The following is a 24,976-nucleotide window of genomic DNA, read 5'->3' on the forward strand; positions in this document are numbered from 1 at the left end:
GAGAAATCACCCCATTGGTAACGGTTGCGTTTCAGCGCATTGACGGGCCAGAGCCGCAAGTGCACCCTTTGTGGGAGCGCTCCCAAGGATTTCCCACCGCGGCCCGGAGCGTGTGCCGCGGTGCACCTCCCCACCCATTCACCCGAGAAGGGGTCCCCCATGATGATCCGCAAGCGTCGCGGCGCTCTCGCCGCGGCTTCGGCCCTGGCGGCGGCGGCGCTGACCGTCGCATCCTGCAGCTCCGGCGGCACTCCGGCCGCCAGCAGCGCACCTGCCTCCTCCGCGGCCGCCGAACCGGTCACGATCCGGGTGCAGGATTTCGGCGGCGGCTCGAACTTCGGCTACAAGAACGCCATCACGAAGTGGAACGCCGAGCACAAGGACATCCAGATCAAGGAAGAGCACCTCACCGACCAGTTCGAGCAGCAGTACTGGCCGCAGATGATCCAGTGGCTGCAGGCCGGCAACGGCGCGGGCGACGTGGTAGGCATCGACGAAGGTGGCATGGGCCTGGCCAAGGCGCACCCCGAGTGGTGGGCCGACCTGAAGGAATACGGCCTGGAGTCCCGCAAGGCGGACTTCCCCGCTTGGAAGTGGGAGAACGGCACCACCGCCGACGGCAAGCTGTTCGGCCTGGGCACCGACATCGGCGGCATGAGCATCTGCTACCGCTCGGATCTGTTCAAGAAGGCCGGGCTGCCCAGCGAGCGGGACAAGGTCAGCGCCCTGTGGCCGTCTTGGGACGCCTTCATGAAGGTCGGCCAGCAGTTCCAGGCGAAGGTGAAGGACACCAAGTTCGCCGACGGCACGAACACGCTCTACCAGGTGGTCCTCTACCAGGAGGCGGCCAAGAACGGCAACGTCACCTACTTCGACAAGGACAACAACCTCATCGTCGACAAGAACCCGGCGGTGAAGGCGGGCTTCGACTTCGCCACGAAGATGAGCCAGCAGGGCCTGACCGCCAAGCTGCGTAACTTCACCGACGAGTGGGCGGCGGGCACCCAGAAGGGCGCGTTCGCCACGGTCGGCTGCCCGTCGTGGATGCTCGGCGTGGTCAGCGGCAACGCGGGCGACGGCGGCAAGGGCAAATGGGACGTGGCCGCGGTTCCCGGCGGCGGCGGCAACTGGGGCGGCTCCTGGCTGGCCGTGCCGAAGCAGAGCAAGCACCCGAAGGAAGCCGCCGCGGTGGCGGACTACCTGACCAACGCGCAGACCGAGGCGAGCATCTTCACCGACTTCGGCAACATGCCGAGCAACACGCAGGCGCAGCAGGACTCGGCCGTGCAGAGCGCGAAGAACGAGTTCTTCAACAACGCTCCCATCGGCGAGATCTTCGCCAAGTCGGCGGCGAGCCTGCAGCCGGTCTTCCTCGGCGTCAAGCACGCCCAGGTCAAGAACGCCATCGAGTCGGTGATCCAGGGCATGGACGACGGTTCGGTCCCCTACGGCAAGGCCTGGCAGCAGCTGGTCGACGACGCGGTGAAGGCCGCGGGCTGATCTCCCTGCCCGGCCCGCACCGAAGCGGGCCGGGCTACTGCCGCCGAAAGGTCACTCATGAGTATCGACACCCTCCCGCGGGCGGTGCGGCCCAGCCGACATCTCCCGCCCGGCCGCCGCTGGCGTTCCCGACTGGACGTCAAGGTGATGCCGTACACCCTGGTGTCCCCGTACTTCATCCTGTTCGCCGCCTTCGGGCTCTTCCCGCTGGCGTTCACGCTCTACTACTCGCTCTACGACTACGACCTGGCCGGGACCACGGAGTGGACCGGGCTGGGCAACTACGCCAAGCTGCTGGCCGACGAGGACTTCTGGAACGCCGTCACCAACACCGTCGGCATCTTCTTCCTGGCCACGATCCCGCAGTTGCTGCTGGCGCTGTTCCTGGCCAACGCGCTGAACAAGCGGTTCCGGCTGCGCCTGGCCGTCCGGATGAGCGTGCTGCTGCCGCTGGTGACCTCCGTGGTCGCGGTGGCGGTCGTGTTCACCCAGCTCTTCGCCCGTGACTGGGGCCTGGTCAACTGGATCCTGAGCTGGTTCGGCGTGGACGCCATCAACTGGCGGGCCGAGCGGATCCCGTCGTGGCTGGCCATCGCCACCATGGTCGACTGGCGCTGGACCGGCTACAACGCGATCATCTTCCTGGCCGGGATGCAGACGATCCCGCGCGACCTGTACGAGGCCGCAGCGATCGACGGCGCCACGCGGCGGCGGCAGTTCTGGCAGATCACGCTGCCGATGCTCCGCCCGACCATGATCTTCGTGGTGCTCAACTCCACGATCGGCGGGCTCACGCTGTTCTCCGAGCCGACCACGTTCTACGGCGGCAACGTCGACGGCGGGTCGCAGGGGCAGTTCCAGACGGTCGCGATGTTCGTCGTCAAGCAGGGCTTCCGGGAGTTCGACTACGGTTACGCCGCCGCGGCGGCCTGGCTGCTGTTCCTGCTCATCCTCGTCGGAGCGTTCGTCAACTTCATGTTCGTGCGCAGGATCGGGGGCACCAAATGACCAACTGGTCGCCGACCCGCATCACCAGGGCCATGCTGGCGCTGGCCATCGTGCTGTCCGCCTTCCCGCTGTACTGGATGCTGGTCATCGCCTCGCGCACCAACTCCGACGCGGTCGCGGTGCCGCCGCCGTTCCTGCCGGGCGGCAACCTCGGCCAGAACATCGTCGCGGTGCTGAACAACGAGGACGCCCACTTCCTGCTGGGCCTGACCAACTCGTTCATCGTGGCGAGCGTCGTCACCGTCTCGGTGGTCATCATCTCGACGCTGGCCGGCTTCTCCTTCGCCAGCCTGTCGTTCAAGGGCAAGAACGTGCTGCTGCTGCTCGTCCTGCTGACGATGGCCGTGCCGCTGCAGCAGATGGGTGTGGTGCCGCTCTACCGGCTGATGGTGAGCCTGGGGTGGACAGGCACCCTCAAAGCGGTCATCCTGCCGTACCTGCTCAACGGGTTCGGGGTGTTCCTGATGGCCCAGTACACCCGCCAGGCGGTGCCGATGGAGCTGGTCGAGGCGGCCAGGGTCGACGGCGCGGCCACCCTGCGGATCTGGTGGAACGTCGTGCTGCCGGCCGTGCGGCCGGGCATGGCGGTGCTGGGGATCAACACGTTCATGCTGATGTGGAATGACTTCATGTGGCCGCTGATCGTGCTGACCCCGGACAATCCGACCGTACAGATCGCGATCACCTCGCTGAACGCCAGGTTCTCCACGAACTACACATTGATCTTCGCGGGAACGGCGCTGTCCATCATTCCGCTCATCGCGGTATTCGTCGCATTCGGCCGCCAGATCGTCGGCGGACTCATGGAAGGTGCGGTCAAGGCGTGACGACACAAGAGGAACAGACACGTGCCGGGCTGCGCTTCCCCACGGGATTCGCATTCGGGTCGGCCACCTCGGCGTACCAGGTCGAGGGCGCGGTCGACGAGGACGGGCGCGGCATCTCCATCTGGGACACCTTCGCCAAGACTCCCGGCCGCGTGCTCAACGGGGACAACGCGGACGTGGCCATCGACCACTACCACCGCTACCGGGAAGACGTCCAGATCATGGCGGAGCTGGGCCTGTCCGCCTACCGCTTCTCGGTGTCCTGGCCCCGGATCCAGCCCGACGGGTCGGGCCGGATCAACCAGAAGGGCCTCGACTTCTACAAGCGGCTCACCGACGAGCTGCGGCAGCACGGCATCGACCCCTGGCTGACCCTCTACCACTGGGACCTGCCCCAGGCGCTGGAGGACAGGGGCGGCTGGCCCAACCGCGACACGGCCTACTGTTTCGCGGACTACGCGGCGACCGTACACGAAGCGCTGAAGGACTACGTGCATACCTTCAGCACCGTCAACGAGCCATGGTGCACCGCGTTCCTCGGCTACGCCTCGGGCGAGCACGCCCCGGGGCGCCGCGAGCCGGAGAACGCGATCAGGGGCGCGCACCATCTCAACCTCGCCCATGGCCTCTCCGTACAGGCGATGGGCGCCAGGCGGGTCGGCGGCTGCGTGAACCTCTACGCGATCACCCCGGCCACCGCCAGCGAGGCGGACCAGGACGCGGCGCGGCGCATCGACGGGCTGCAGAACCGGTTCTTCCTCGACGCGCTGATGACCGGCCGCTATCCGCAGGACGTCCTCGACGACCTCGGCATGGACCTGGACTTCATCCAGGACGGCGACATGGCGACCATCAAGGCGCCGATCGACCTGCTGCTCGTCAACTACTACAGCCGCTTCACGGTTTCGGGAGCACCAGGCGGCAGAGCATCGGCGGCGGCGGCGCCCACGGACACCGGCTCGCCCTGGGTCGGCAGCGAGCACGTGTCGTTCGTCAACGGCGGCCGGCCGGTCACCGCGATGGGCTGGGAGATCGACCGGAGCGGCCTGCTGGAGGTCCTGTCCAGGGTGGCGCGGGACTATCCGGCGATCCCGATGGTCGTCTCCGAGAACGGCGCGGCCTTCGACGACGTCCTGGAGCACGGCCGGGTGCACGACGCCGAGCGCGTGGCCTACCTGGACGCGCACCTGCGCGCCTGCCGCGACGCGATCGACGCCGGCGTGCCGCTGGAGGGTTATTTCGCCTGGTCGCTGATGGATAATTTCGAGTGGGCATGGGGCTACGGCAAGCGTTTCGGCCTCGTGCACGTGGACTTCGAAACCCAGCGGCGCGTACTCAAGGACAGCGCCATCTGGTACTCGGAGATCATCCGGCAGAATAGGCGCCATGAACAGACCGACTCTTGAGGCAGTGGCTGCTCGGGCCGGGGTGGGCCGGGGCACGGTGTCGAGAGTCATCAACGGTTCGCCCAATGTGAGCGAGAAGGCCCGCGACGCCGTGCAACAGGCCATCCAGGAGCTGGGCTACGTGCCCAACCGCGCGGCCCGGGCACTGGTCACCCGGCGCACCGACACGGTGGCGCTGGTCGTGTCCGAGTCCGAGCTGCGCGTCTTCGACGAGCCCTACTTCGCCGGGACCATCAGGGGCATCGGCTCGGCGCTGGCCGAGACGGGCCTCCAGCTGATCCTGGCGATGGCCCAGTCGCAGGAGGAGCACGACCGCCTGGAGCACTACCTGACGGGGCAGCACGTCGACGGCGTGCTGCTCCTGTCGCTGCACGGCGCCGACCCGCTGCCCGGCAGGCTGGAGGCGATGGGCGTGCCGACCGTGCTGGGCGGCCGGCCCGTCGGCCTCACCCCCTACAGCTACGTCGACATGGACAACCGGGCCGGGGCCCGGCAGGCGGTCAAGCACCTGATGGGTCTCGGCCGGCGGCGCATCGCCACGATCGCCGGCTCGCAGGACATGGGCGTGGGCGTCGACCGGCTGGCCGGCTACCACGACGCGCTGCTCACCTCGGGCGCGCGGGAGCTGGTGGCCTATGGCGGCGACTTCTCCGAGGAGAGCGGCGCGGCGGCGATGGGCGAGCTGCTGGCCGCCGAGCCGGAGATCGACGCGGTGTTCGCCGCCTCCGACCTGCTGGCGGTGGGGGCGATGCGGGTGCTCAAGGCCGAAGGCCGGGCCGTCCCCGATGACGTGGCGGTGGTGGGGTTCGACGACTCCAAGGCCGCCATGCACACCGACCCGCCGCTGACCACCGTGCACCAGCCGGCCGAGGAGATGGGCCGCCAGATGGCGCGGCTGCTGGTGGCGCGCATCAACGGCGAGGTGCTCCGCCAGCCCGTGGTCATCCTCGACACCCACCTGGTGCGCCGGGCGTCGGCTTGACCGGCGGATATCCTTTGCCCGATCCCTGACTCGAGAGAGGACGCCTCCGTGCCCCAGCTTGCCGCCGGCGGATACACCGCGCAGGTCAGCCCGCGTGGCGCCGCGCTCAGGACGCTCCGGCACGGCGAGCGCGACCTGATCACGACCTGGCCCGCCGACGGCCCGGTCCCCTACTTCGCGGGCACGATCCTCGCCCCCTGGCCGAACCGGGTGGGCGGGGCCCGCTACCCGTTCGGCGGACGGACGCACGAGCTGGCGGTGAGCGAACCCGAGCGCGGCCACGCCCTGCACGGGCTGGTGTCGGGCGTCGACTGGCAGGTCGAGGAAGACCGGCACGCCTTCGTACGACTGGCGCACACGATCACCCCGACGGCCGGTTACCCGTTCACGCTGGCCCTGCGGGTGGTGCACCGGCTCGACGAGCACGGCCTGACCACCACCGTCACCGCCCGCAACGAAGGCGACGCCGCCGCCCCCTACGGCTGCGGCCCCCACCCCTGGCTGCTCGGCGACGACCTGGAGCTGCCCGCCGCCAAGGTGCTGGTCACCGACGAGGAGCTGCTGCCCCGCTCCCTCGACGACGTGTCCGGCTCCCCGTACGACTTCCGGCGGGGCCGGCCGCTCGACGGCGACGTGATCGACCACGCGTTCACCGGACTGGCGGCCGGGCAGGCCCGGGTCGGCGGCGTACGCATGACGTGGGACCCGGCCGTGCTGCCGTGGGTGCAGGTCTGCACCAGCGGGCAGCTCGGCTACGAGGGCGTGGCGGTAGAGCCGATGACCTGTCCGCCCGACGCGTTCAACTCCGGCACCGACGTGGTGGTGCTGGAGCCCGGCGGCGAACATGCGGCGAGCTGGACGATCAGCGCCGCCTGACCCCAGAATCAGGACTCGTGGACAGCAGGACGAAACGGCGTTTATCGCCCACCGAGCTCGACGACCTCGCCCGGCGCGCGCTCGGCGCGGGCGTGACCGCATCCACTGAACTCACCGACGGCTACGCCAACGCGGTCTGGCGGCTGTCCCTCGACGACGGTCGCGAGGTGGTGCTCAAGCTGTCGCCGCCGCCCGAGCTGGATCAGCTCAGTTACGAGCGCAACCTGCTGCGGATGGAGGCGGCGGCCTACGAACTGGCCGCCGCCGCGGGCGTGCCGGTGGCGACGCTGCTGGGCGCCGGGTTCGACGACCCCGTGCTGGGCGGCGACTACCTGCTGCTCGGGGCGCTCGACGGCGTGTCCTGGAACGACGTGAAGCCGGAGGGCGAAGCCGAGCTCCGGCGCGAGCTGGGCCGCCTCCTGGCCAGGTTCAACGCCGTGACGGGCGAGGTTTTCGGCTACCCGCACGCGGCCATCACCGGCGGCACCTGGCGCGAGGCGTACCTGGCCATGGTGGGGGCGCTGCTCGCCGACACCGAGCGCTACCCGACGCCGCTCCCCCTGCCCGCCGCGGAAATCGGCGCGCTGCTCGCCGCAGCCGCGCCCGTCCTGGACGAGGTGACCACGCCGCACCTCGTCCACTTCGACGTCTGGGCGGGCAACGTCTTCCTGGACCTCACGGGGACGCCCAGGATCCAGGCCATCATCGACCACGAGCGGGCCTTCTGGGGCGACCCGCTGGCCGAGTTCGTCACGCCGACCATCTTCGGCGAGCTACGCGAGGACGACCCGCTGCTGGCCGGGTACCGCGAGGTGACCCCGGTGGAGCTCACCCCCGCCGCGCGGACCCGGCTCGACCTCTACCGCGCCTACCTCTACCTGATCCTGCTGGTAGAGAACGGGCCGCGGCAGTACCCCGAGGCGGAGTACGCGCGGATCCGCGACCTGGCCACCACCTCACTCATGGACGTCCTCGACCGCCTCGTAGGACTTGCCCCCGGGACCCACGGCTAGCTTCCCGCACTGACCGGCGCTCAGGCCGGTGACCTTGTTCGGTACGCCCAGGTCCACCGGCGCGGGCGTGTTGCCCGTACAGGCGAGCGCGCCCTTGACCGTGGTGCCCGACAGGATCGGCGCCGCGTTCGAGGTCAGCAGGGCCGCGCCGCGGATGTCGGCGCCCACGACGGCCAGCGCCCCGGCGCGGTCGACCGTCAGCGCGCCGTCCACCCGCGCGCCGAGCACCTGCACCGAGGCGGCCTTCGAGGCGATGAGCGCGCCGTCGACGCGACCGCCGGTGACGACCACCGAGGCCCCGGCCCGCACGGTCACCGGGCCGCTCACCTGCGCGTGGTCCAGGCAGGTGACGCCGTCGGCGATGGTCAGCGGGCCGCGCTGGACGCCGGTGACGGTCCTGGTGCAGGCCGGCGGCGGCGCGATCGTGGTGACCGTGAAGCTGCCCGCCTTGCCGTAGTTGCCCGCGCCGTCGATCGACCGGTACTCGATCGCGTGCCGCCCCCTGGGCAGCTTGCCGTACACGAGGGAGTCGATGACCGTGCCGTTCTCGGTGAACGTCCACGGCAGCTCGGAGGAGGTCGGCCAGCCGAAGTAGTTGAACCAGCCGTCCCCGTCGACCCTCGACTCCGAGACCACGTATCCGCCCTGATCGTCGGTCCCGGTCAGCTTCATCGTGAACGGCCCGTTGTAGACGTAGGTGTCACCGGACCTGACGAGCGGCCGCGACAGCTCGTAGCCGGTCTTCGGCGAGGTGGCGTCGACCGTCCAGGTCAGCGTCCGGCCGCCGACCGTCGCGGTGAGCGTGTGCGTGCCGTCCGCCGGCTTCAGCGCGCCGAGGTCCAGGTCGCTGTCGCCGTCGCCGACCCGCTTCCCGTCGAGCGCCCACGCGACCGCGGGCACGCTCGCGGCCGGGTGCGTGGTCTCCACGTACACGACGCCGGTACGGCCCAGCGGCCGGTCCACCGGTGTGGACGAGACGATGCCGGGGGTGACGCCGTCAGGCGGGGTGGTCAGCGACGTGTCGACGGTCCAGGAGCGCGAGGCGCTCATCGCGGCGCGGATCGCCGGGTCCCTGACGAAGGTCGTCGGGTCGGTGACCGTGGCCTTGACCGTGTGCGTGCCCGGGGTGAGGCCGAGGGTGCGCAGGTCGAGCGTGTCCGGCTCGCCGCCGGGCAGGTCCGCGCCGTCGACGTTCCAGGTGACGGTGAGCGCGTGGCCATTCGGGCGCATCGGCTCCACCCAGAGCACCCGGTCCGCGCCGACGGACGTGTCCGACGGGGTGGCGTCCTGGATCACCGTCGTCTTGGCGGTGATCCGCTGCGCCATCACCTCCCGGCTCACCTGGTCGTAGTAGTAGCCGAGCGTCTTCATCATCGAATGCCGGCTCGGCCGCCAGATGCCCGTGGTGGCGTACATGCCGCCCTCGTAGCGGCCGATCGGGCCGCCGGACTCGCTGGGCTCGCCCAGCCAGCGCCACCACTTCTTCTTCTGGTCGAGCATTTGCTGCTCGGTCAGCAGCGTGTGATGGGCGGAGGCGGGCTCGGGTCCCGTGTAGGCGCCGCCGGGGACGCCGCGCTGGTAGTAGTCGTACTCGTCCTGCAGGCCGCCCAGGGAGTGGCCCAGCTCGTGCGGGCTGATCAGGGCGGACATGGAGTTGCTGCCGGACGCGGTCGCGTAGGAACCGCCCGCGCCGCCGTACGTCCCGCTGTTGGCCAGCGCGAGGATCTGCCGGTTGGCCGTGGTCGTGCCGGTGACCAGGTTCGCGTAGCGGGTGGCGGCGGTGTTGTCCATGGTGATCAGCCGCTGGACGCTGTTCGCGTTGCACTGGCCCCAGAAGCCCATGCTGAGCGGGGTGGTCTTCTTCGGCGAGGTGAGGGCGGGGTCGCAACTGACGCCCGACTCGCCGGAGACGATGTCCACCCGGTAGACGTTGATGTAGGCGCGATAGGACTTGTACGGCTCGATGGACCACATCACGTTGAGGTGCCGGTCGACATCCGCCTGGAACTTCGCCTGCTCGGACTCGGTGTAGCCGTCGCCCATGATGACCAGGTTGAACCGTTTGGCGGGCGCGCCGGTGACCTGGACCGGCACGACGGTGGCAGCGCCGGGCGCGGCGGCTGCGTCGGCTGCGTTGGCTGGGAGGACTGGGGGGACGTATAAGACGGCGGCGGCCAGGATCAGGGCCGCGGATCTACGCATGCCCCGCATTATCGGCCTGTTGTTCGGCCGGCGTCTTATAGGAATCGCCGATAACTTCGGGGTGATCGCTTCCGAACGACCATCCGACGTCCCCAGCCTTCCGCCGTACAGCTGGGCGCCCCTAGAGGCTCAGCCCGTGCGGTGCGGGTCAGGCCGTGGGGAGTTCGGCGAACAGGACCGGTTGGGTCGTGGGCTGTTCGGAGCCGCCCGCCGGTTCGACCGTGAGGCCGATGTGCTCGTCTCCCTTGGCCGCGGTGGCCAGGATGGGCGTGGTGACGCCGTCCGGGCGCTGGTTCAGGAGCCCCGCTGGGCGGATGCCGTCCCGGCCCATCAGCCACAGCTCGTACACCCTGGACCGCGGCAGCTCGGGCAGGCCCGACGACGTGAACACCATCCGCCCCCGGGCACGCGAGACCACGACGGTGCCGCTGCCGCCCGCGGTGATCGGCTGCCGTACGGTCGTGACGTCGGGCGCGGCCAGGACCGCGGCGACCTCGCCGTCTCTGGCCTGGAGGTCGCCCAGGTCGCGGCGGGCGTCGAACACCACGACGCCGAGCGCGATGGCCGCCGCCGTGGACACCGCGGCCAGCCCCGCCACCGCCCGCCCCCGCCGGCGCCGCATCGGCACGACGACGCCTTCGGACGCGGCGGCGATCTCGGGCGCCACCGGGCCCTCGAACGGGCCCCGGATCGTGGCCGGATCACCGCCCCCCTCCTGAGACCGCCCGCCACCACTCCCAGGCAGCCCCTCACGGACCGTCGCCTCGTCCGACCGCCGCCTCACGTCACGGTCCGTCGCGCCATCACGCGGCGGCGGTCCCGCCTTCCAGACCGTCACGTCACCCGGCGGGCGGCTCGCGTCGGGGAGGGTCGTGTCCCATGGAGACGGGCTCTCGGCCGGGTGGGTCGCGTCCCAGACGGCCGGGGACGATGCCGGGTGGCGGGGGCGCCAGACGGTGGGGGCGTCGTCGGCGGGTAGCGGCCGTACCCGGTCGGCAGGCTCCTGTCGTACCTGGGCGGCTGGCTCCTGTCGTACCTGGGCGACGGCCGCGAGGACGCGGGCGCGTAGGGCGGCGGGCGGTGGTTCGGCGATCGCGAGGGCGAGCAGGACGGCCGTCTCACGCAGGCGCCGCACCTCCGCCCGGCACGTGGGGCACTCCTTCATATGCTTTTCGAACAGCACCCCGTCGCTGTCCGGCAGCGCGTGCACGGCATAGGCGCCGGAGAAGGTGTGGAGCTCCTTGCTCATATCGCACTCCACGTCGCTCGGGGGTTCACGCCCTTACTTCGGCGTCTCGGGCGTTTCGGATGGCAGATGGTCTATGCATTTCTCCACAGAGAGCTACAATCTCATCGGGTGATGAAATATGTCCTGTGTAATAGCGGGTGGCGGACCGGCGGGCGCGATGCTCGCCCTCCTGCTGGCCAGAGCAGGCGTCGAGGTGACCCTGCTGGAGAAGCACGCCGACTTCCTCCGTGATTTCCGTGGCGACACGATCCATCCATCGACACTTCAGGTGCTGGACGAGCTGGGGCTGGTGCAGGAGTTCCTGATGCTCCCCCACCGCAAGACGTACGGGGCGACCCTGCTGACCGACGACGGGCCGATCCAGCTCGCGAACCTGCGTGGACTGCCGGGCAAGTACGACTACATCGCGTTCGTCCCGCAGTGGGATTTCCTGAAGCTCATCACGTCGGCCGCCCAGAAGTACCCGACGTTCCGCCTGCTCATGGAGGCCGAGGCGACCGGCCTGATCCGCGAGGGCGGCGCGGCGCGTGGGCTGCGGTATCGCGACAAATCGGGCGAGCACGAGATCCGGGCGGAACTGACCGTGGCCGCGGACGGCCGCGGTTCGACGTTGCGCGCGGCGGCCGGGCTGGTGCCGCAGGAGTTCGGCGCGCCGATGGACGTCCTGTGGTTCCGGCTGCCGCGGGTCGAGAGCGACCCCGACCAGACGTTCCTGCGGATCTCGACCGGCCACATGATGGTCGGCATCAACCGGGAGACCTACTGGCAGCTCGCCTACATCATTCCCAAGGGCGGCTTCGACCGGCTGGCCGAGCAGGGCATCGACGCGTTCCGCGAACCGGCGGCCAGGCTGCTGCCGTTCATCGAGGATCGCATCGGGCAGATCACGAGCTATGACGACGTCAGCATGCTCACCGTGGTGCTCAACCGGCTCCGCCGCTGGCATCGGCCCGGGTTCCTGGCCATCGGCGACGCGGCGCACGCGATGTCACCGATTTTCGGCGTCGGCATCAACCTGGCGGTGCAGGACGCGGTCGCCACGGCCAACCTGCTGGCGGAGCCGCTGAGGGCGGGCCGGCCCATCCCGGAGGCGCTGCTGCACCGGCTGCAGCGTCGCCGCCTGCTGCCCACCAGGGTCACGCAGGCCGCGCAGCGTGTGGCTCAGGATCGGCTGATCGGCCCGACGATCAACAGCCAGGTGGGCCCGCCTCGCATCCCCGGCAACCTGACGCGCAATCCGCTGGTCAGCGGGGTGTTCCGGCGTTTCCTCGGCCTGGGAGTGCGCCCGGAGCACGTGATGACGCCCGAACGCTGACCCCGCTCGGCCCGTCCGGGTGCGCGTCCGTTCTCACAACGTGGACATCGGGGTCGGTGACCGCGGGCCGGTAGCATACCCTCGTATGTCGTGAGCGCACTGAGCAATCCCGAGGAACTCGATTCCTGGCGAGCCCTGCCGGCGGCCCAGCAGCCTGACTGGCCCGACCGCAGCGAGCTCGAGAAGGTCGTCGCCGAGCTCGGCGGCCTGCCCCCACTCGTCTTCGCCGGCGAGTGCGACCAGCTCAAGGAGCAACTGGCCGCTGTCGCGCGAGGCGAGGCGTTCGTGCTGCAGGGCGGTGATTGCGCCGAGACGTTCGCCGGAGCGACCGCCGACAATGTGCGCAACAAGCTCAAGACGCTGTTGCAGATGGCGATCGTGCTGACGTACGCCGCCAAGGTGCCGGTGGTGAAGATCGGCCGCGTGGCCGGGCAGTTCGCCAAGCCGCGGTCCAAGGGCACCGAGACGCGTGACGGCCTGGAGCTGCCCGCCTACCGGGGCGACATGGTCAACGGGTTCGCCTTCACGGCCGAGTCCCGCAATCCCGATCCGTGGCGGCTGCTGAAGGCCTACCACTCCTCGGCCGTGACGCTCAACCTGGCCCGCGCGTTCACCAAGGGCGGCTACGCCGATCTGCGCCAGGTGCACGCCTGGAACCAGGACTTCGTGGGCGAGTCCCCGGCCGGTCGCCGCTACGAGCAGCTGGCCAGGGAGATCGACCAGGCACTCGCGTTCATGCGCGCCTGCGGGGCCGACCCGGAGGAGTTCCACACGGTCGAGTTCTACTCCTCGCACGAGGCGCTGATCCTCGACTACGACCGGGCGCTCACGCGTATCGACTCGCGGACCGGCCAGCCGTACGACGTGTCGGCGCACATGGTCTGGATCGGCGAGCGCACCCGTCAGCTCGACGGCGCGCACGTCGACTTCTTCGCCCGCATCCGCAACCCGATCGGCGTCAAGCTCGGCCCGACCACCACGCCCACCGAGGCGCTGGCACTGGTCGAGAAGCTCAACCCCGAGAACGAGCCGGGACGGCTCACGTTCATCACCCGCATGGGCGCCTCCAAGATCCGCGAGCACCTGCCCGCGCTGGTCAAGGAGGTCACCGCGGCGGGCGCGCAGGTCGCCTGGATCTGCGACCCGATGCACGGCAACACGTGGGAGGCGCCGAGCGGCCACAAGACGCGCCGGCTCGACGACGTGCTCGACGAGGTGACGGGCTTCTTCGAGGTGCACCGCGCGCTCGGCACGCATCCCGGGGGCATCCACATCGAGTTCACGGGCGACGACGTGACGGAGTGCGTGGGCGGCGGTCACGAGATCGTCGAAGACGACCTCTCGCGCCGCTACGAGACGGCCTGCGACCCGCGGCTCAACCGCGGCCAGTCGCTCGACCTCGCGTTCCGGGTGGCTGAGCTCTACCGCTCCAGCTGAGTACGTCCGGCAGCCCCGGTTGCGCCGGGGCTGCCAGAGGATTCTTCGGTCATGCCCGGCCGCCATCTTCTATGATCGCCCTGATAAAGATGAGAAATACTCAACTATGGGGAGAGATCGTGGACAGCGCTCCGGATGGCGTGGACCCGAGCGTGCCCAACATCGCCCGGATGTATGACTACTTCCTGGATGGCAAGGACAACTTCGCCGCCGACCGGGCCGCGGCCGAACAGATCTTGAAGCTGTTCCCCGACACCAGGGAGTCCGCCAGGGCCAACCGCGCCTTCCTGCGCCGGGCCGTACGCCATCTGGTCGAGTCAGGCATCGAGCAGATCGTGGACCTGGGCGCGGGGCTGCCCACCCAGGGCAACACGCACGAGATCGCGTCCGAGGCGCACGTCGTCTATGTCGACTACGACCCCGTGGTGTGCGCGCACGGGCGGGCCCTGCTGACGGGCGCGAACGTGGACTTCGTGGAGGCCGACATCAGGGACACCGGCGCGCTGCTGGAGGTCCTGGGCGAGACGATCGACTTCGGCCGGCCGGTGGCGTTCCTGATGCTGGCGGTGCTGCACTTCATCCCCGACGAGGCCGCGTACGGGATCGTCGGCAGGCTCCGTGACGCCGGGCCGTCGGGCAGCCACCTGGTCATCAGCCACGCCGTGGACGCCAAGCCCGACACCACCCCACAGGCGCTGGAGATCTACGAGCACGCGACGGCCGCGCTGAACCTCCGGACGCCCGAGGAGATCGCCCGCTTCTTCGACGGCTACGAACTGGCCGAGCCCGGCCTGGTCTACCCGCAGGACTGGCGCCCCGACGCCGACGAACCGCTCCTGGAGGCCGCCACCAACGTCGGCTACGCGGGAGTCGGCCGCAAGCCGTAAACGAGAAAAGCCCCGCTGGTACGGCGGGGCTTCGTGGTGCGGTCAGTTCTGCTCGGCGCCCTTCAGCTCGTCATTGAGCTCGGCCCTGATCGCCTCCATGTCGAGAGCGCGGACCTGGCTGATCAGGTCTTCGAGCGCGGGCTCCGGGATCGCGCCGGGCTGCGCGTAGACCACGATGCCGTCCCGGATCGCCATGAGCGTCGGGATCGAGCTGATGTCGAAGCCCTGGGCGAGCGCCTGCTCCGCATCGGTGTCGATCTTGCCGAAGGTGATGTCCTCGTGCTTGTCGGACGCCTTCTCGAAGATCGGCCCGAACATCTTGCACGGGCCACACCATTCGGCCCAGAAGTCCAGCAGGACAATCCCCTTGTCGGCGATGTCGTTGAAGTTCTTCTCGGTTACTTCGATGCTCGCCACCAGTGGCTCCTCGTATCGTCGAGTGAAGTCGGTATGTCATCTCAAGGTGCAAACCTGTCAACCACGTACCTGCCACCAGCATTCCATGCCCACATCACGGACCGACCGCACGGCATGCGGACCACCCGTGACGCAGAATCAGCGACCCGCCGAGCGGCGACCGGGTGTGCGTCGGCGTTGCCGGACCAGTGCGGCAGGTGGGTGTCGAATTCGGCCTCACGACCCACATTGGTGGTGGGAGTGACGACGTCCGGGCTTGTGGGCACACGACTTCTGCCAGAAGATCGATTCCCCGAACAGCTCCAATAGCTCGTCCGTCCGTCCATCCGTCCATCCATCCGGAGAGGAAGCGCTGTGGGCATCGATCGGCATCCGCTGAGCGATCTGGAGAGGTCTCTCCTCACCGTCGCCGACGAGTACGGCTTCCGGCTCACGCACGTAGTGAAGTACTACTGCGAGCTGGAACAACCCGACCGAGGCGTAGTCGTCTATCTCAACCGGCAACGCACGCCGTCGAACGCGATCGCGGTGATGGTCCATCCGGAGACCGACCTGACCCGGCTGTTCGACCTGGCGGGAGCGACGATCCCCGCCGACTTCAGACACGGCACGAACCTGCGCCGATTCCCGAAGAGGCTGCACACCGGCAAGCGGCCGATCACCTACGGATACTCCATCGAGTGTGATGATTCAGGCGTCTTCGGCCGCCTGCTCGATCGTCTCGTTTGACGCCGGACCCGCCGGCGACAGAGCACCGATGCTCTCCGTGCCCGCCGGCCTTCCGGTGCGGAGGGCGTCCAGCAGGTAGTTGAGCAGACGTCCGGCCTGATCGGAGTCCAGGGCCGCGATGGCTGCGCCGTGCGCGGCGACCAGGACGTCCAGCGGCTCGACGCCCTGCCGGAGCACGCCGTCCCGCACCCCCGCGTCGAGGAGCCGGCTCACCGCGTCGAGCGCGCGAGCTCTGGCGCCCGGGAAGGTGACGGTGTTCGTGTCAGTCGCCGCCGTGGCACGCAAAGCCCGCGCGAGGCCGTGCTTGGCGGTCAGGTAGTCCACCCATCGTCCGAGCCAGAGGCGTAGCGCCTCGTCCGCGGGCATCGTAGCGAGCACCTCATCCGCCGAATCGCAGACCCGCGCGAGCTCGCTCGCGTGCGCGGCCTCGATGAGGGCCTCTCTCGTCGGGAAATGTCGGTACAGGGTGCCGATGCCCACGCCGGCCTCTTTCGCGATGCCCTTCAGCGAGGTTCCGGGACCTTCGCGGGCGAACGCACGGGTCGCGATCTGAAGGAGCCGTTCACGGTTCGCCCGGGCGTCGGCTCGGGGCTGTCTGGGGTCCTTCGTGGCCATAGATCGCTTTCTGCAGAGTCCACCCAAGCGTTGTAATCGGAGCCGGGTCCGCTTATATTGAAGCTAACCGGACCCTGCTCCGTTTAATCCTAGATGAAGGAACCTCAGCATGAACACCGACCACGTCACGACCCCTTTCGGACCGGCCACCACCGCCGAGGAAACCGTCGAGGGCGTCGACCTGTCCGCCAAGAAGGCCATCGTGACGGGAGCGTCGTCGGGAATCGGTGTGGAGACCGCGCGGGCGCTCGCCAAGGCCGGCACCGACGTCACCCTCGCGGTCCGCGACACCGCCGAAGGCGAGAAAGTCGCCGCCGACATCGTGACGTCCACCGGCAACGCGCACGTGCACGTCGCGTTCCTGGACCTGTCGGCCCGCGACTCGATCGACGCCTTCGTCGCCTCATGGCGGGGTCCGCTCGACATCCTGGTCGACAACGCCGGCATCATGGCCACCCCCGAGCGGCGCACCGCCGAGGGCTGGGAGCTGCAGTTCGCCACCAACCATCTCGGCCACTTCGCCCTCACTGCCGGGCTGCACGACGCGCTCGCGGCCGCCGGGCACGCCCGCGTCGTCGTCGTGAGCTCCGTGGGCCACGTCAACGGGGACATCATCTGGGACGACATCAACTTCGAGAACCACCCGTACGACGAGTGGAAGGCCTACAGCCAATCCAAGACCGCGAACATCCTGTTCGCCGTCGAAGCCGCCAAGCGCTGGGCCGACGATGGCATCACGGTCAACGCGCTCAACCCCGGCCGCATCTGGACCACCGGCCTGTCACGGCACATGTCCGCCCCACCCGCATCATTCGACCCCGAATCCAGCGACGGCGTGACGGTCAAGAACATCGCCCAGGGCGCGGCCACCTCGACCCTCCTAGCCGCCTCCCCCCTCGTCGAAGGCGTGACCGGACAGTACTTCGAGGACTGCCAACCAGCCGCCCCGCACACACCCGGACTCCGGCGCGGCTTCGCGGCCTACGCCGTCGACCCCGACGCCGCCGCCCGCCTCTGGCAGGTGTCCGTCGACATGATCGGCAACGCCCGCCGGCCCGAGAGCGTCTGACATGATCGGCCGATGATGGAAAACAGTGCTTTGATCGCATCGTTCTGGGATGCTTTCGCCGTTTCCTTCGACGAAGAGGCCGATCACGGCCTTCGGGAGCCCCACGTCAGAGCGGCCTGGGCGGAACGCGTGCGTTCGTGGATGCCTTCTTCGCCCGCCGATGTCCTGGACCTGGGTTGTGGCACCGGCTCGTTGTCCTTGCTGCTTGCCGAGCAGGGCCACCGACCGATCGGGGTGGATCTGGCGCCGCTGATGGTCGAGCAGGCCCGCCGCAAGCTCACGGGGGCCGGCTTCGATGCCGTGATGATGGTGGGCGACGCGAGCAGCCCGCCCGCGGAGGCGGGAACGTCCTTCGACGTGATCCTGTCCCGTCACCTGCTGTGGACCTTGCCTGCCCCTGAACAGGCGCTGCGCCGATGGGTTGATCTGCTGCGCCCTGGCGGGCGTCTGGTGCTCATCGAGGGCCGCTGGGCAGCCGCCGAACCGAGTGAGGACCACTCCTATCCAGCGGAAACCGCGGCGATGCCGTGGATGGGCGGAGTCGAGGCCGAGCGGCTCGTGCGGGCACTGCGACCGATGGTGCGGACTTCACGCGTCGAGCCACTTCTTGATCCCGCTCTATGGGGACGGTCCATCCAGGACGAGAGATATGCCGTTGTCGCCTTCGCGTAGCGGTCGCATGCCGGCAAGGTCCGTCCGGGCGCGTCTATCGCAGATGGCTCACCGAAGCGATCTCCATCACCGCTTGATCGTCGAGCGTGGTGATCGCGCAGGACGGGACGCCCTCATGCCACAACCGTTCAGGCACCGCCTGATCGCCGATCAGTGTCCGCAGCAGGTCGACGGTGACACCGCCGTGGGTGCAGACCGCGATCGGCCCAGGAGCGCCGGCGAGGTCTAGGAGGAAGGCATGGAACCGTTCGCCGGCCTGGGCAGAGGAGTCGCCGGCTTGGGGAACGAAGCTGCGGTCACGCACCGAGGCCGCCCAGTCGACCAGAAACTCCTCGATCGGTCGAGTGCCGTCCCAGTTCATCCGTTCCCGCAGCCGAAGATCCTCATTGATCGAGAGGCCGGCGACCGACGCGATGACTTCGGCCGTCTGCTTGGCCCGCCGCATCGGGCTACTGAACACGGCTCGCAGACCGGCGCAGCGAAGCCGCTCGGCAGTCCGGCCGGCCTGCAGAAGCCCGAGCTCCGTCACCCCGGGATCTATGGTTCACGCGGACCCGGGCGGCCTTTCCCGGTTGACTGCGTCGAGGAGTAGTTTCGCGGCCACCGTCGCCCCGTCGGTGCGGATTGTGTCGGCCACGGCCCTCGCCCGTGTTCGGGTCTCGGGTGTCAGGGCCGTTCTGAGCGCGGCGGACAGGGAGTCGAAGGTCGCCGTCGGGCCTTCGTGTGCCGCGCCGATGCCCAGCTCGGCTACCCGGGCGGCCCAGCGCGGCTGGTCCGCGATCTGGGGGACGAGCACCTGGGGCGCGCCGGCCCGGGCCGCCGTCGTCGTCGTGCCCGCGCCGCCGTGGTGCACCACGGCGGCCACCCGGCGGAACAGTGCCTGCTGGTTGACCTCGCCGACGACGAAGCAGTCGTCGGCGTCGTCGATCAGGGCCAGGTCGGCCCAGCCGCGGGCGAGGAGTACGCGGCGGCCGAGCGCGCGGCTCGCCTCGATGGCCGCCCGGGCGATGTCCTTCGGGGCGTGCGAGGCCATGCTGCCGAAGCCCACGTACACAGGTGGGGCGCCCGCATCCAGGAACGCCTCCAGCTCCTGCGGGAGCGGGCGGTCGTCGGGCAGGATCCACGCCCCGGTCTGCACCACGTCGAGGTCCGTCAAGCCCTTCGACGGCCACAGCGTCGCGTCTGCCGCCAGCCACGGCTGGTCGGTGAAGACGTAGTCGCGGACGTTGTCCACCGGCGGCAGGCCGATCGCCGCCCGGTGGCTGTTGAGCGCCTCGCCGTACAACGCGTTCACGCGCTGGGCGTCCTGTTCCCACAGCACCCGGTTGTCGGTCTCCTCCTGCGGGGATGGCGTGCCCGGCCGGCGCCCCGGAGGGAAGTGCCGCGACGGCAGTCCGACAGTGTGGAAGCAGGCGCACACGTAGCGGATGCCCAGTTTCTCGGCCACGTCCCGTGCGCCGGCCGGCATCAGGCCGGTCGCCAGCAGCGCGTCGCATCCCTCGGCCGCCGCGGTCAGCGTGTCGAACCGCGCGGCGACCAGCTCGGCCGCGAGCCGGAAGGCGTCTTCCGCCGTCGGGCGCTTCGTGCCGGCGACCACCGAACGCACCGTCGGGCCCAGCGGCACCAGTGGCACGCCGGCACGCGCCAGCAGCGCCGCGAACTCCTCGTCCGGCGGCGCGCACACCCGGGCATCCGCGCCGAGTTCCCGTAGCCGCACCGCGAGACCAGCCAGCGGTTCGACGTCCCCGCGCGATCCCCACGTCGACAACAACACACGCATTTCGCGTCCCCCATTTCCGCAGGCTCTGGCCTTTCGGTCGGCAATCATGAGGCACGACCCGGGTCTTGCCGCAAGCCCCCCAGTGCGCTATAGCTTGGAAGTGGAAGGGAGCGGAAGCTCCTTGCAGCGGAGCCCGGGTGAACATGCTCCCGCTCCCGCCCGACGCCGAGATCGCGCTACTACAAGTCCGCCGCGATCGAGGGCGTCGAGGGCGCCAAGCTCTCCGGCACCGTGTACGTCAACCCGAGCGGGTCATGGCGGGACGGGTTCAATCCGTGGCGGCCCACGCGGTGTGCGGGGCCGCCCGTGACGGAGGGGTCAGCGGCCCGGCAGTGTGAGGCCTATGACGAGCGGGTCGTGGTCGGAGGAGCGGAAGGCGTCCGGCTTGTACAGGGACGGCGGGTTGTACTCGGTGTTGTAGTCAAGAATGCGCGGTTCGTCCGAGTTGATGTGCCAGATCGTCGCGCTGGTGACCCGCTTGAGCAACTGCCGGCCGACCAGCGCGTGGTCGAGCTCGCCGGCCAGCCCGTCGAACAGGTAGCTGTACCGCAGCGGCGTCGGCACGAACTTCTTGGTCACGCTGGTCAGCCCGCCCGCCTCCAGCGTGTGGATCGGGTCCTCCTCGCCGTAGGCGTTGAGGTCGCCGAGCACCACCGGGTTCGGCAGGTCCTTCAGCAGCCCGAGCAGCGTCTCGGCCTGCTTGACGCGGGTGGCGTTCCAGCAGCTCTGCCCGTCGCCCTGGTCGGCGTCGGGGCCGCTGGACGGGCAGGTGCCCTTGGACTTGAGGTGGTTGACGACCATCGTGAACGGCTGGCCGCCCGCCGCCCGGCGGAACGTCTGGATCAGCGGCGGCCGGCTGAACACCGCGTCCTGCGACGCCTGCGGCGCGCCGACGGGCGTCAGCTTGGCGGGCTTGTAGATCACCGCGACCTGGATGGCGTCCGTACCGGGATACGGGTGCTGGAGCGCCGCGTACGTACCCGCGCCGACCTCGGCGTTGACCGCGTCCACGAGCGCCTGGAGCGCCGTCTGGCCGTTGTTCTCGACCTCCATGAGGGCGACGGCGTCGGCGTTGAGGCCCTTCAGCGCCGCCACCAGCTTGGCGAGCTGCCGCTGCTGCTCCTCGGCGTTGGTGGCGCCGCGCGAGCCGAGGGTGGTGAACCAGTTCAGCGTGTTGAACGAGGCCACCTTGACGTTGCCCACGACCGGGAACGGCCGGGGCAGCCGCGGGTTGGTGTTGTGGTAATTGATCGGCTTGGTGGGTTGCAGGCGGTAGATGCCGAATCCGTAGCCGAGCACGCCGGTGATGCCCACGGCCAGGTCGCCGGTCCGCACGATGGGCGGCAGGGTGGCCGGGTTCTCCCTGCTGGAGCCGTCGTCGATGAGCAGCGAGCGGCGCGCGTTCAGCGCCGCGTCCACGCCGTGCCGGTCCGTCGGCTGGAACAGCCGCCCGCCGGAGGAGACGGTGACCTCGCCGTAGCGGCCCAGGTTGTAGTGCTCGCTGACGGTCAGCGGCTGCGGGAAGGTGAGCAGCATGTTCTCGACGGGCTCTCGCCCGTCACCCGGCAGCTTGTACGGCTGAGCCGCCACCGAGCCGGTGCCACAGACGTCCACCGCGGTGACCGGCGACAGCTCCGTCCACCCGTTGTACTCCGTCGCCTTGCCCGTCACGAGCACCCGGTCCCCGACCGCGACGTCCTTGAGCGTGTCGCGGGCGTAGGCGAACAGCCCCTCGGAGGTCTTCGGATCGGCGTCCGGCTTCGGGTCTTGGAAGAAGAAGCCGCTCAGCTGGTCGCCGCGCTGGAAGTCGCCGGTGACGACGCCTTCGACGGTGACCGTCTGCCCGGCCAGGGGGCTGGCGTCGCCGTCGCCCTGCACTTCCGCGATCCGCCGGCTCGCCGGCGTGTCGCACGGCGTGGCCGGTGCGGCGAGCGCCGGCGTGGCGGGGAGGGCGGCGGCCACGACGAACGCGACGAGTAAAGCTCGGAATGAAACACGCATGACCGGCACTTTAGAGGGAATTGTGGTCACATATTTCCACATAAAAGTGGCTAGAACATTAAATCATCGAACCTTGACATGGGGTCCTTCCGGGTATGAGGACTGCATGGACTGGGTCACCTGCGCCTCTTCGGCAGCCTGCACGGGAATAGCCCGCCAACCGTACGACCGTTGCCTGGCACACCTGCGACCAGACGAAGTAGCCGTGACACTCGACGAAATTACCCCCGGCCGCCTGCTGGACCTGCGCGGCACGCCGATCAACGGCCCGCTGCTCGGCAAAATCATCGAGGCGACGGGCGGCAGACCCGGCCGGGCCCGGCTGGACCGGGCCACGTTCACCAGCGACGTACGGCTGTCCGGCGTGACGTTCACCGGTGACGTGTCGCTGGACGGCGCCAGGTTCGAGCGGCTGGCATCGTTCTTCGGCGCTCGCTTCGAGGGCAACGTGTCGCTGGCCGGGGCCGCGTTCGCCCGCGAGCTGTCGTTCCACGGCGTCCGCGTACGCGGCCACCTGTCACTGGACCGGGCGGTGATGTCGCGTGACGCGCTGTTCAGCCAGGCCGTGTTCGGCCACGGGCTGTCGTGCGAGCGGGCCAGGTTCGACGGCTACGCCACGTTCGACGGGGCCATGCTGGGCGACGGCGCGAGTTTCCGCGGCGCCAGGTTCGGCCGGACGCTGTCCTTCCGCAAGGTCACCGGCCACGCCGGGTTCGACACCGCGCACTTCGCGGCCGACGCCTATCTCTCGGCCACCGGCCGGCTGTCCGCCTCGCGGGCCCGCGCCGACGGCAGCTTCGACGTGGCCGTCGCGTCCGGCCGGGTGGACCTGCGGCGGATGGAGGTCGCCGGCGGGGCGACGATCCGGCTCACCGACTCCCAGGCCGACCTGGAGGGGGCGGTGCTGCGCGGGCCCGCGATGGTGACCGGGCGCGGCTGGTCCACGCTGACCTCGCTGCGCCACGTCGACGCGGCCGACCTGGCGCTGTTCGGGCTCGATCTGTCGGCGTGCAGGTTCGCCGGGCTGGCCCGCCCGGCCGCGGTCCGGGTCAAGAACTGCACGTTCGCGCTGACCCCGCGGGGGGTGCGGGTGAGTCTGCGCTGGCCGATGCTGCGCTGGTTCTCCCGGCGCAGCGCGCTGGCCGACGAGCACACGATGCGCGGCTGGACCGCTCCCGGCGACAGCCCCGCTCGCCATCCGGCCACGGACGACCGTCCGACGGCGCAGGATCCGCCCGCCGGGCCCGACCGGCTGACGGCGCCCGACCGGCTGGCCGTCCTCTACGCCGGGCTACGCGCCCAGGTCGACGACGTCGACACCTCGGCCGACTTCGCGTTCGCGGCGATGGAGATGCGCCGCCAGGCGGGCCGCCATTGGTTGTTGTCGCTTTCGTGGCTGCTGTGGGGGTACGGCATGCGGATGGGCCGGGCGGCGGCCTGGATCGCCCTGCTGATGGCGCTCACCTTGGGCGCCGTCTTCTGGACGTCGGCCTCGCACGCGGAGCGCGCCGCCGACCCACCGCCCGCCGTACACCACTAGAGCGTGTGTCTAATCCAGCAGGGAGGTGGGCCGATCTCTCCAGAAGCGTTCGTACGGTGTGAGCCAGTCACGGATCTCCATGAGCGGCGCGGCCTCCAGCCGGTAGAGCCGTTCGCGGCCCCGCCGGGTCTCGGCCACCAGGCCGGCGTCCTTGAGCACCTTGAGATGCTCCGAGACGCTGGGGCGGCTCATCTCGAAGCGTTCGGCCAGCCGCCCGGCCGGCTGCGTGCCCTCGTCGAGCAGCAGGCGCAGCAGCTCTCGCCTCGCCGGGCTGGCCAGCGCGGCGAACACGTGGTCGGCGGAGATGTGCATGTCAGCCACTATATGTAGGAATTTCCCTACATATCAGGGTATCGGGGATGTCCCGGATAACAAAGGAGGATCTCCCTCCGTAAGATAGGGGCATGCGCATCGACGACTACGTGGCCGAGCTGGGCAAGTCCCTGTGCGGGCCGCCGGGCCCCAAGCACGATCTGGTCGTCGAGGCGCATGACAGCCTGGCCGACACCGCCGACGCGCTGGAGGCCGAGGGTCTGGCCCGGGCCGAGGCCGAGCGGCTGGCGGTGCGGGAGTTCGGCGCGATCACCGAGATCGTGCCCAGCTACCAGCGGGAGCTGACCGCCGCGGCCGGCCGGCGGCTGGGCCTGCTGCTGCTCATCAGCCTGCCGATCACCGTGCTGATGTGGTCGGTGATCTGGCGCTTCTACCCCACCAGCTCCGTGGTCACCTGGGCCGCCAGGCCCGACTGGTACCACACCGCCTCGCGGGGGCTCGACATCCTGCAGCTGGCCACGGGCCTGTACGGCGGGCTGTCGCTGTTCGCGCTGGGCCGGGGCACCCGGTGGATCCGCAGGCCGCAGCTGGTCACCAGGTGGCTGGGGATCATCGTCTGGCTGATGCTGCCGGTGACCGCGGGGCTGGGCCTGCTGCTCTCCTACGGGGCCGGGCTGCAGGAGAGCGCCCAGACCTTCCTGCCCGCCGTACTCGCGAACCTCATGACGGCCGCCTTCTGGGGCCTGCAGCTCTACGGCGCGACCCGCTGCCTGCGCATCACCCGGGCTGCCTGACCCCCGGCCGCAGCACACCACCGATCACACTCGCGAACTCGGCCCAGGCCGACCGCTCCCCTTCCAACTGCTTCCGCCCCGAATCGGTCAGGCGGTAAGTGCGCCGCTTGCGCCCGCCGACCGTGGCCCACTCGCTGGCCAGGTAGCCGATCCGCTCCAGCCTGCGCAGCGCCGGGTAGACGGTGCCGGTCGGCACGTTGAGCGCGCCCCCGCTGCGTTCCTGCAGGGCCTCGATGATGGCGTAGCCGTGCAACGGCTCGCGCTCCAGCACGGAGAGCAGCAGAGCGTCCATGTGGCCGCGCAGCGCGTCGGGGTTCATGACTCCGATCCTAGATAACCCTTCATTGAGTAGCCAGTCTACAGGTAGGCCGTCTATATGTAGAC

General features: G+C 69.7%; 24 protein-coding genes. 15 read left to right on the forward strand and 9 right to left on the reverse strand.

Translation table 11 applies throughout. The features are described 5' to 3' along the window. Window positions 1-159: 159 nt before the first annotated feature. From KLK06_RS43095 to KLK06_RS43125, 7 genes are read left to right on the forward strand one after another with little or no spacing between them, the layout of a single operon-like run. The gene (locus KLK06_RS43095) at window positions 160-1,500 is read left to right on the forward strand and encodes an extracellular solute-binding protein (RefSeq protein ID WP_214641503.1); all 1,341 of its coding nucleotides are present in this window, start codon (window positions 160-162) and stop codon (window positions 1,498-1,500) included. A gap of 57 nt (window positions 1,501-1,557) precedes the next feature. Beyond that, the gene (locus KLK06_RS43100; RefSeq protein WP_214641504.1) at window positions 1,558-2,508 is read left to right on the forward strand and encodes a carbohydrate ABC transporter permease; all 951 of its coding nucleotides are present in this window, start codon (window positions 1,558-1,560) and stop codon (window positions 2,506-2,508) included. Then, the gene (locus KLK06_RS43105; protein ID WP_214641505.1) at window positions 2,505-3,335 is read left to right on the forward strand and encodes a carbohydrate ABC transporter permease; all 831 of its coding nucleotides are present in this window, start codon (window positions 2,505-2,507) and stop codon (window positions 3,333-3,335) included. The genes KLK06_RS43100 and KLK06_RS43105 overlap by 4 nt, the downstream gene beginning before the upstream one ends. Continuing rightward, window positions 3,332-4,741, forward strand: coding sequence for a GH1 family beta-glucosidase (locus KLK06_RS43110; RefSeq protein ID WP_214641506.1), 1,410 nt, complete (start codon window positions 3,332-3,334; stop codon window positions 4,739-4,741). The genes KLK06_RS43105 and KLK06_RS43110 overlap by 4 nt, the downstream gene beginning before the upstream one ends. After that, window positions 4,722-5,723 carry a LacI family DNA-binding transcriptional regulator gene (locus KLK06_RS43115; protein WP_214641507.1) on the forward strand — a complete coding sequence of 334 codons (1,002 nt, stop codon included), beginning with the start codon at window positions 4,722-4,724 and terminating at the stop codon, window positions 5,721-5,723. Before KLK06_RS43110 ends, KLK06_RS43115 begins: the two co-directional genes overlap by 20 nt. Window positions 5,724-5,771: 48 nt before the next feature. After that, window positions 5,772-6,599 (forward strand): aldose 1-epimerase family protein, encoded by an 828-nt coding sequence (locus tag KLK06_RS43120; RefSeq protein WP_214641508.1) that lies wholly within the window; start codon window positions 5,772-5,774, stop codon window positions 6,597-6,599. Between the two features lie 17 nt (window positions 6,600-6,616). Then, window positions 6,617-7,612: a phosphotransferase family protein gene (locus KLK06_RS43125; protein ID WP_214641509.1), complete on the forward strand. Its 996-nt coding sequence runs from the start codon at window positions 6,617-6,619 to the stop codon at window positions 7,610-7,612. On the opposite strand, the gene KLK06_RS43130 is transcribed toward KLK06_RS43125, so the two are convergent. Together KLK06_RS43130 and KLK06_RS43135 are read right to left on the reverse strand one after the other, a co-directional pair. Next, a complete protein-coding gene (locus tag KLK06_RS43130) occupies window positions 7,556-9,814 on the reverse strand; it encodes a M64 family metallopeptidase (protein WP_214641510.1) in 2,259 nt (752 codons plus the stop codon). The genes KLK06_RS43125 and KLK06_RS43130 overlap by 57 nt on opposite strands. A gap of 148 nt (window positions 9,815-9,962) precedes the next feature. Next, window positions 9,963-11,063: an anti-sigma factor gene (locus KLK06_RS43135; protein WP_214641511.1), complete on the reverse strand. Its 1,101-nt coding sequence runs from the start codon at window positions 11,061-11,063 to the stop codon at window positions 9,963-9,965. Window positions 11,064-11,181: 118 nt separating this feature from the next. Between KLK06_RS43135 and KLK06_RS43140 the strand changes: the two genes are divergently transcribed. The 3 genes from KLK06_RS43140 (at window position 11,182) to KLK06_RS43150 (ending at window position 14,702) form a co-directional block, all read left to right on the forward strand. Further along, the gene (locus KLK06_RS43140; RefSeq protein ID WP_214641512.1) at window positions 11,182-12,378 is read left to right on the forward strand and encodes an FAD-dependent oxidoreductase; all 1,197 of its coding nucleotides are present in this window, start codon (window positions 11,182-11,184) and stop codon (window positions 12,376-12,378) included. Window positions 12,379-12,477: 99 nt separating this feature from the next. Then, window positions 12,478-13,815, forward strand: a complete 1,338-nt coding sequence (locus KLK06_RS43145) for a class II 3-deoxy-7-phosphoheptulonate synthase (RefSeq protein ID WP_250906912.1) — start codon at window positions 12,478-12,480, stop codon at window positions 13,813-13,815. A gap of 119 nt (window positions 13,816-13,934) precedes the next feature. After that, entirely contained in the window at window positions 13,935-14,702 is a 768-nt protein-coding gene (locus KLK06_RS43150; RefSeq protein ID WP_308168708.1) for an SAM-dependent methyltransferase, read from the forward strand. Between the two features lie 42 nt (window positions 14,703-14,744). Here the strand turns inward: KLK06_RS43150 and trxA are convergent, their stop codons facing one another. Further along, complete coding sequence (trxA, locus tag KLK06_RS43155; protein ID WP_214641515.1) at window positions 14,745-15,119, reverse strand: thioredoxin; 375 nt, start codon at window positions 15,117-15,119, stop codon at window positions 14,745-14,747. Between the two features lie 354 nt (window positions 15,120-15,473). Here trxA and KLK06_RS43160 point away from each other — a divergent pair, with 354 nt between their 5' ends. Then, window positions 15,474-15,848 carry a hypothetical protein gene (locus KLK06_RS43160; protein WP_214641516.1) on the forward strand — a complete coding sequence of 125 codons (375 nt, stop codon included), beginning with the start codon at window positions 15,474-15,476 and terminating at the stop codon, window positions 15,846-15,848. Here KLK06_RS43160 and KLK06_RS43165 read toward each other — a convergent pair. After that, a complete protein-coding gene (locus tag KLK06_RS43165; RefSeq protein WP_214641517.1) occupies window positions 15,810-16,463 on the reverse strand; it encodes a TetR/AcrR family transcriptional regulator in 654 nt (217 codons plus the stop codon). The two genes, KLK06_RS43160 and KLK06_RS43165, sit on opposite strands and share 39 nt — an antisense overlap. A gap of 109 nt (window positions 16,464-16,572) precedes the next feature. On the opposite strand from KLK06_RS43165, the gene KLK06_RS43170 reads away from it, so the two are divergent. Both KLK06_RS43170 and KLK06_RS43175 read left to right on the forward strand, forming a co-directional pair. Beyond that, window positions 16,573-17,532: an SDR family NAD(P)-dependent oxidoreductase gene (locus KLK06_RS43170; RefSeq protein ID WP_214641518.1), complete on the forward strand. Its 960-nt coding sequence runs from the start codon at window positions 16,573-16,575 to the stop codon at window positions 17,530-17,532. A gap of 12 nt (window positions 17,533-17,544) precedes the next feature. Beyond that, on the forward strand, window positions 17,545-18,204 hold the full coding sequence (locus tag KLK06_RS43175) for a class I SAM-dependent methyltransferase (RefSeq protein WP_214641519.1): 660 nt from the start codon (window positions 17,545-17,547) through the stop codon (window positions 18,202-18,204). A 34-nt stretch (window positions 18,205-18,238) separates the two neighbouring features. On the opposite strand, the gene KLK06_RS43180 is transcribed toward KLK06_RS43175, so the two are convergent. The 3 genes from KLK06_RS43180 to KLK06_RS43190 form a co-directional block, all read right to left on the reverse strand. Next, window positions 18,239-18,733 carry a histidine phosphatase family protein gene (locus KLK06_RS43180; RefSeq protein WP_214641520.1) on the reverse strand — a complete coding sequence of 165 codons (495 nt, stop codon included), beginning with the start codon at window positions 18,731-18,733 and terminating at the stop codon, window positions 18,239-18,241. Between the two features lie 15 nt (window positions 18,734-18,748). Further along, window positions 18,749-19,984 carry a glycosyltransferase gene (locus tag KLK06_RS43185; protein ID WP_214641521.1) on the reverse strand — a complete coding sequence of 412 codons (1,236 nt, stop codon included), beginning with the start codon at window positions 19,982-19,984 and terminating at the stop codon, window positions 18,749-18,751. Between the two features lie 318 nt (window positions 19,985-20,302). Continuing rightward, window positions 20,303-21,985 (reverse strand): ExeM/NucH family extracellular endonuclease, encoded by a 1,683-nt coding sequence (locus tag KLK06_RS43190; RefSeq protein ID WP_214641522.1) that lies wholly within the window; start codon window positions 21,983-21,985, stop codon window positions 20,303-20,305. Between the two features lie 205 nt (window positions 21,986-22,190). Between KLK06_RS43190 and KLK06_RS43195 the strand changes: the two genes are divergently transcribed. Further along, entirely contained in the window at window positions 22,191-23,525 is a 1,335-nt protein-coding gene (locus tag KLK06_RS43195) for a pentapeptide repeat-containing protein (protein WP_214641523.1), read from the forward strand. 9 nt (window positions 23,526-23,534) lie between these two features. Here KLK06_RS43195 and KLK06_RS43200 read toward each other — a convergent pair whose 3' ends face one another. Further along, complete coding sequence (locus tag KLK06_RS43200) at window positions 23,535-23,837, reverse strand: helix-turn-helix transcriptional regulator (RefSeq protein WP_250906883.1); 303 nt, start codon at window positions 23,835-23,837, stop codon at window positions 23,535-23,537. A gap of 92 nt (window positions 23,838-23,929) precedes the next feature. Here KLK06_RS43200 and KLK06_RS43205 point away from each other — a divergent pair, with 92 nt between their 5' ends. Next, complete coding sequence (locus KLK06_RS43205) at window positions 23,930-24,592, forward strand: permease prefix domain 1-containing protein (protein WP_214641524.1); 663 nt, start codon at window positions 23,930-23,932, stop codon at window positions 24,590-24,592. Here the strand turns inward: KLK06_RS43205 and KLK06_RS43210 are convergent. Beyond that, window positions 24,576-24,911: a helix-turn-helix transcriptional regulator gene (locus tag KLK06_RS43210; protein WP_214641525.1), complete on the reverse strand. Its 336-nt coding sequence runs from the start codon at window positions 24,909-24,911 to the stop codon at window positions 24,576-24,578. The genes KLK06_RS43205 and KLK06_RS43210 overlap by 17 nt on opposite strands. Between the last annotated feature and the right edge of the window lie 65 nt (window positions 24,912-24,976).

The sequence above is a fragment of the Nonomuraea sp. NEAU-A123 genome (genome assembly GCF_018603905.1).
Lineage (GTDB): Bacteria > Actinomycetota > Actinomycetes > Streptosporangiales > Streptosporangiaceae > Nonomuraea.

Bases quoted from the DNA above. Each gene is read 5' to 3' on its own strand.
- KLK06_RS43095 (WP_214641503.1), top strand. From the start codon at position 160: ATGATGATCCGCAAGCGTCGCGGCGCTCTCGCCGCGGCTTCGGCCCTG.
- KLK06_RS43100 (WP_214641504.1), top strand. From the start codon at position 1,558: ATGAGTATCGACACCCTCCCGCGGGCGGTGCGGCCCAGCCGACATCTC.
- KLK06_RS43105 (WP_214641505.1), top strand. From the start codon at position 2,505: ATGACCAACTGGTCGCCGACCCGCATCACCAGGGCCATGCTGGCGCTG.
- KLK06_RS43115 (WP_214641507.1), top strand. From the start codon at position 4,722: ATGAACAGACCGACTCTTGAGGCAGTGGCTGCTCGGGCCGGGGTGGGC.
- KLK06_RS43130 (WP_214641510.1), bottom strand. From the start codon at position 9,814: ATGCGTAGATCCGCGGCCCTGATCCTGGCCGCCGCCGTCTTATACGTC.
- KLK06_RS43135 (WP_214641511.1), bottom strand. From the start codon at position 11,063: ATGAGCAAGGAGCTCCACACCTTCTCCGGCGCCTATGCCGTGCACGCG.
- KLK06_RS43140 (WP_214641512.1), top strand. From the start codon at position 11,182: ATGTCCTGTGTAATAGCGGGTGGCGGACCGGCGGGCGCGATGCTCGCC.
- KLK06_RS43165 (WP_214641517.1), bottom strand. From the start codon at position 16,463: ATGGCCACGAAGGACCCCAGACAGCCCCGAGCCGACGCCCGGGCGAAC.
- KLK06_RS43170 (WP_214641518.1), top strand. From the start codon at position 16,573: ATGAACACCGACCACGTCACGACCCCTTTCGGACCGGCCACCACCGCC.
- KLK06_RS43175 (WP_214641519.1), top strand. From the start codon at position 17,545: ATGATGGAAAACAGTGCTTTGATCGCATCGTTCTGGGATGCTTTCGCC.
- KLK06_RS43185 (WP_214641521.1), bottom strand. From the start codon at position 19,984: ATGCGTGTGTTGTTGTCGACGTGGGGATCGCGCGGGGACGTCGAACCG.
- KLK06_RS43190 (WP_214641522.1), bottom strand. From the start codon at position 21,985: ATGCGTGTTTCATTCCGAGCTTTACTCGTCGCGTTCGTCGTGGCCGCC.
- KLK06_RS43200 (WP_250906883.1), bottom strand. From the start codon at position 23,837: ATGCACATCTCCGCCGACCACGTGTTCGCCGCGCTGGCCAGCCCGGCG.
- KLK06_RS43205 (WP_214641524.1), top strand. From the start codon at position 23,930: ATGCGCATCGACGACTACGTGGCCGAGCTGGGCAAGTCCCTGTGCGGG.
- KLK06_RS43210 (WP_214641525.1), bottom strand. From the start codon at position 24,911: ATGAACCCCGACGCGCTGCGCGGCCACATGGACGCTCTGCTGCTCTCC.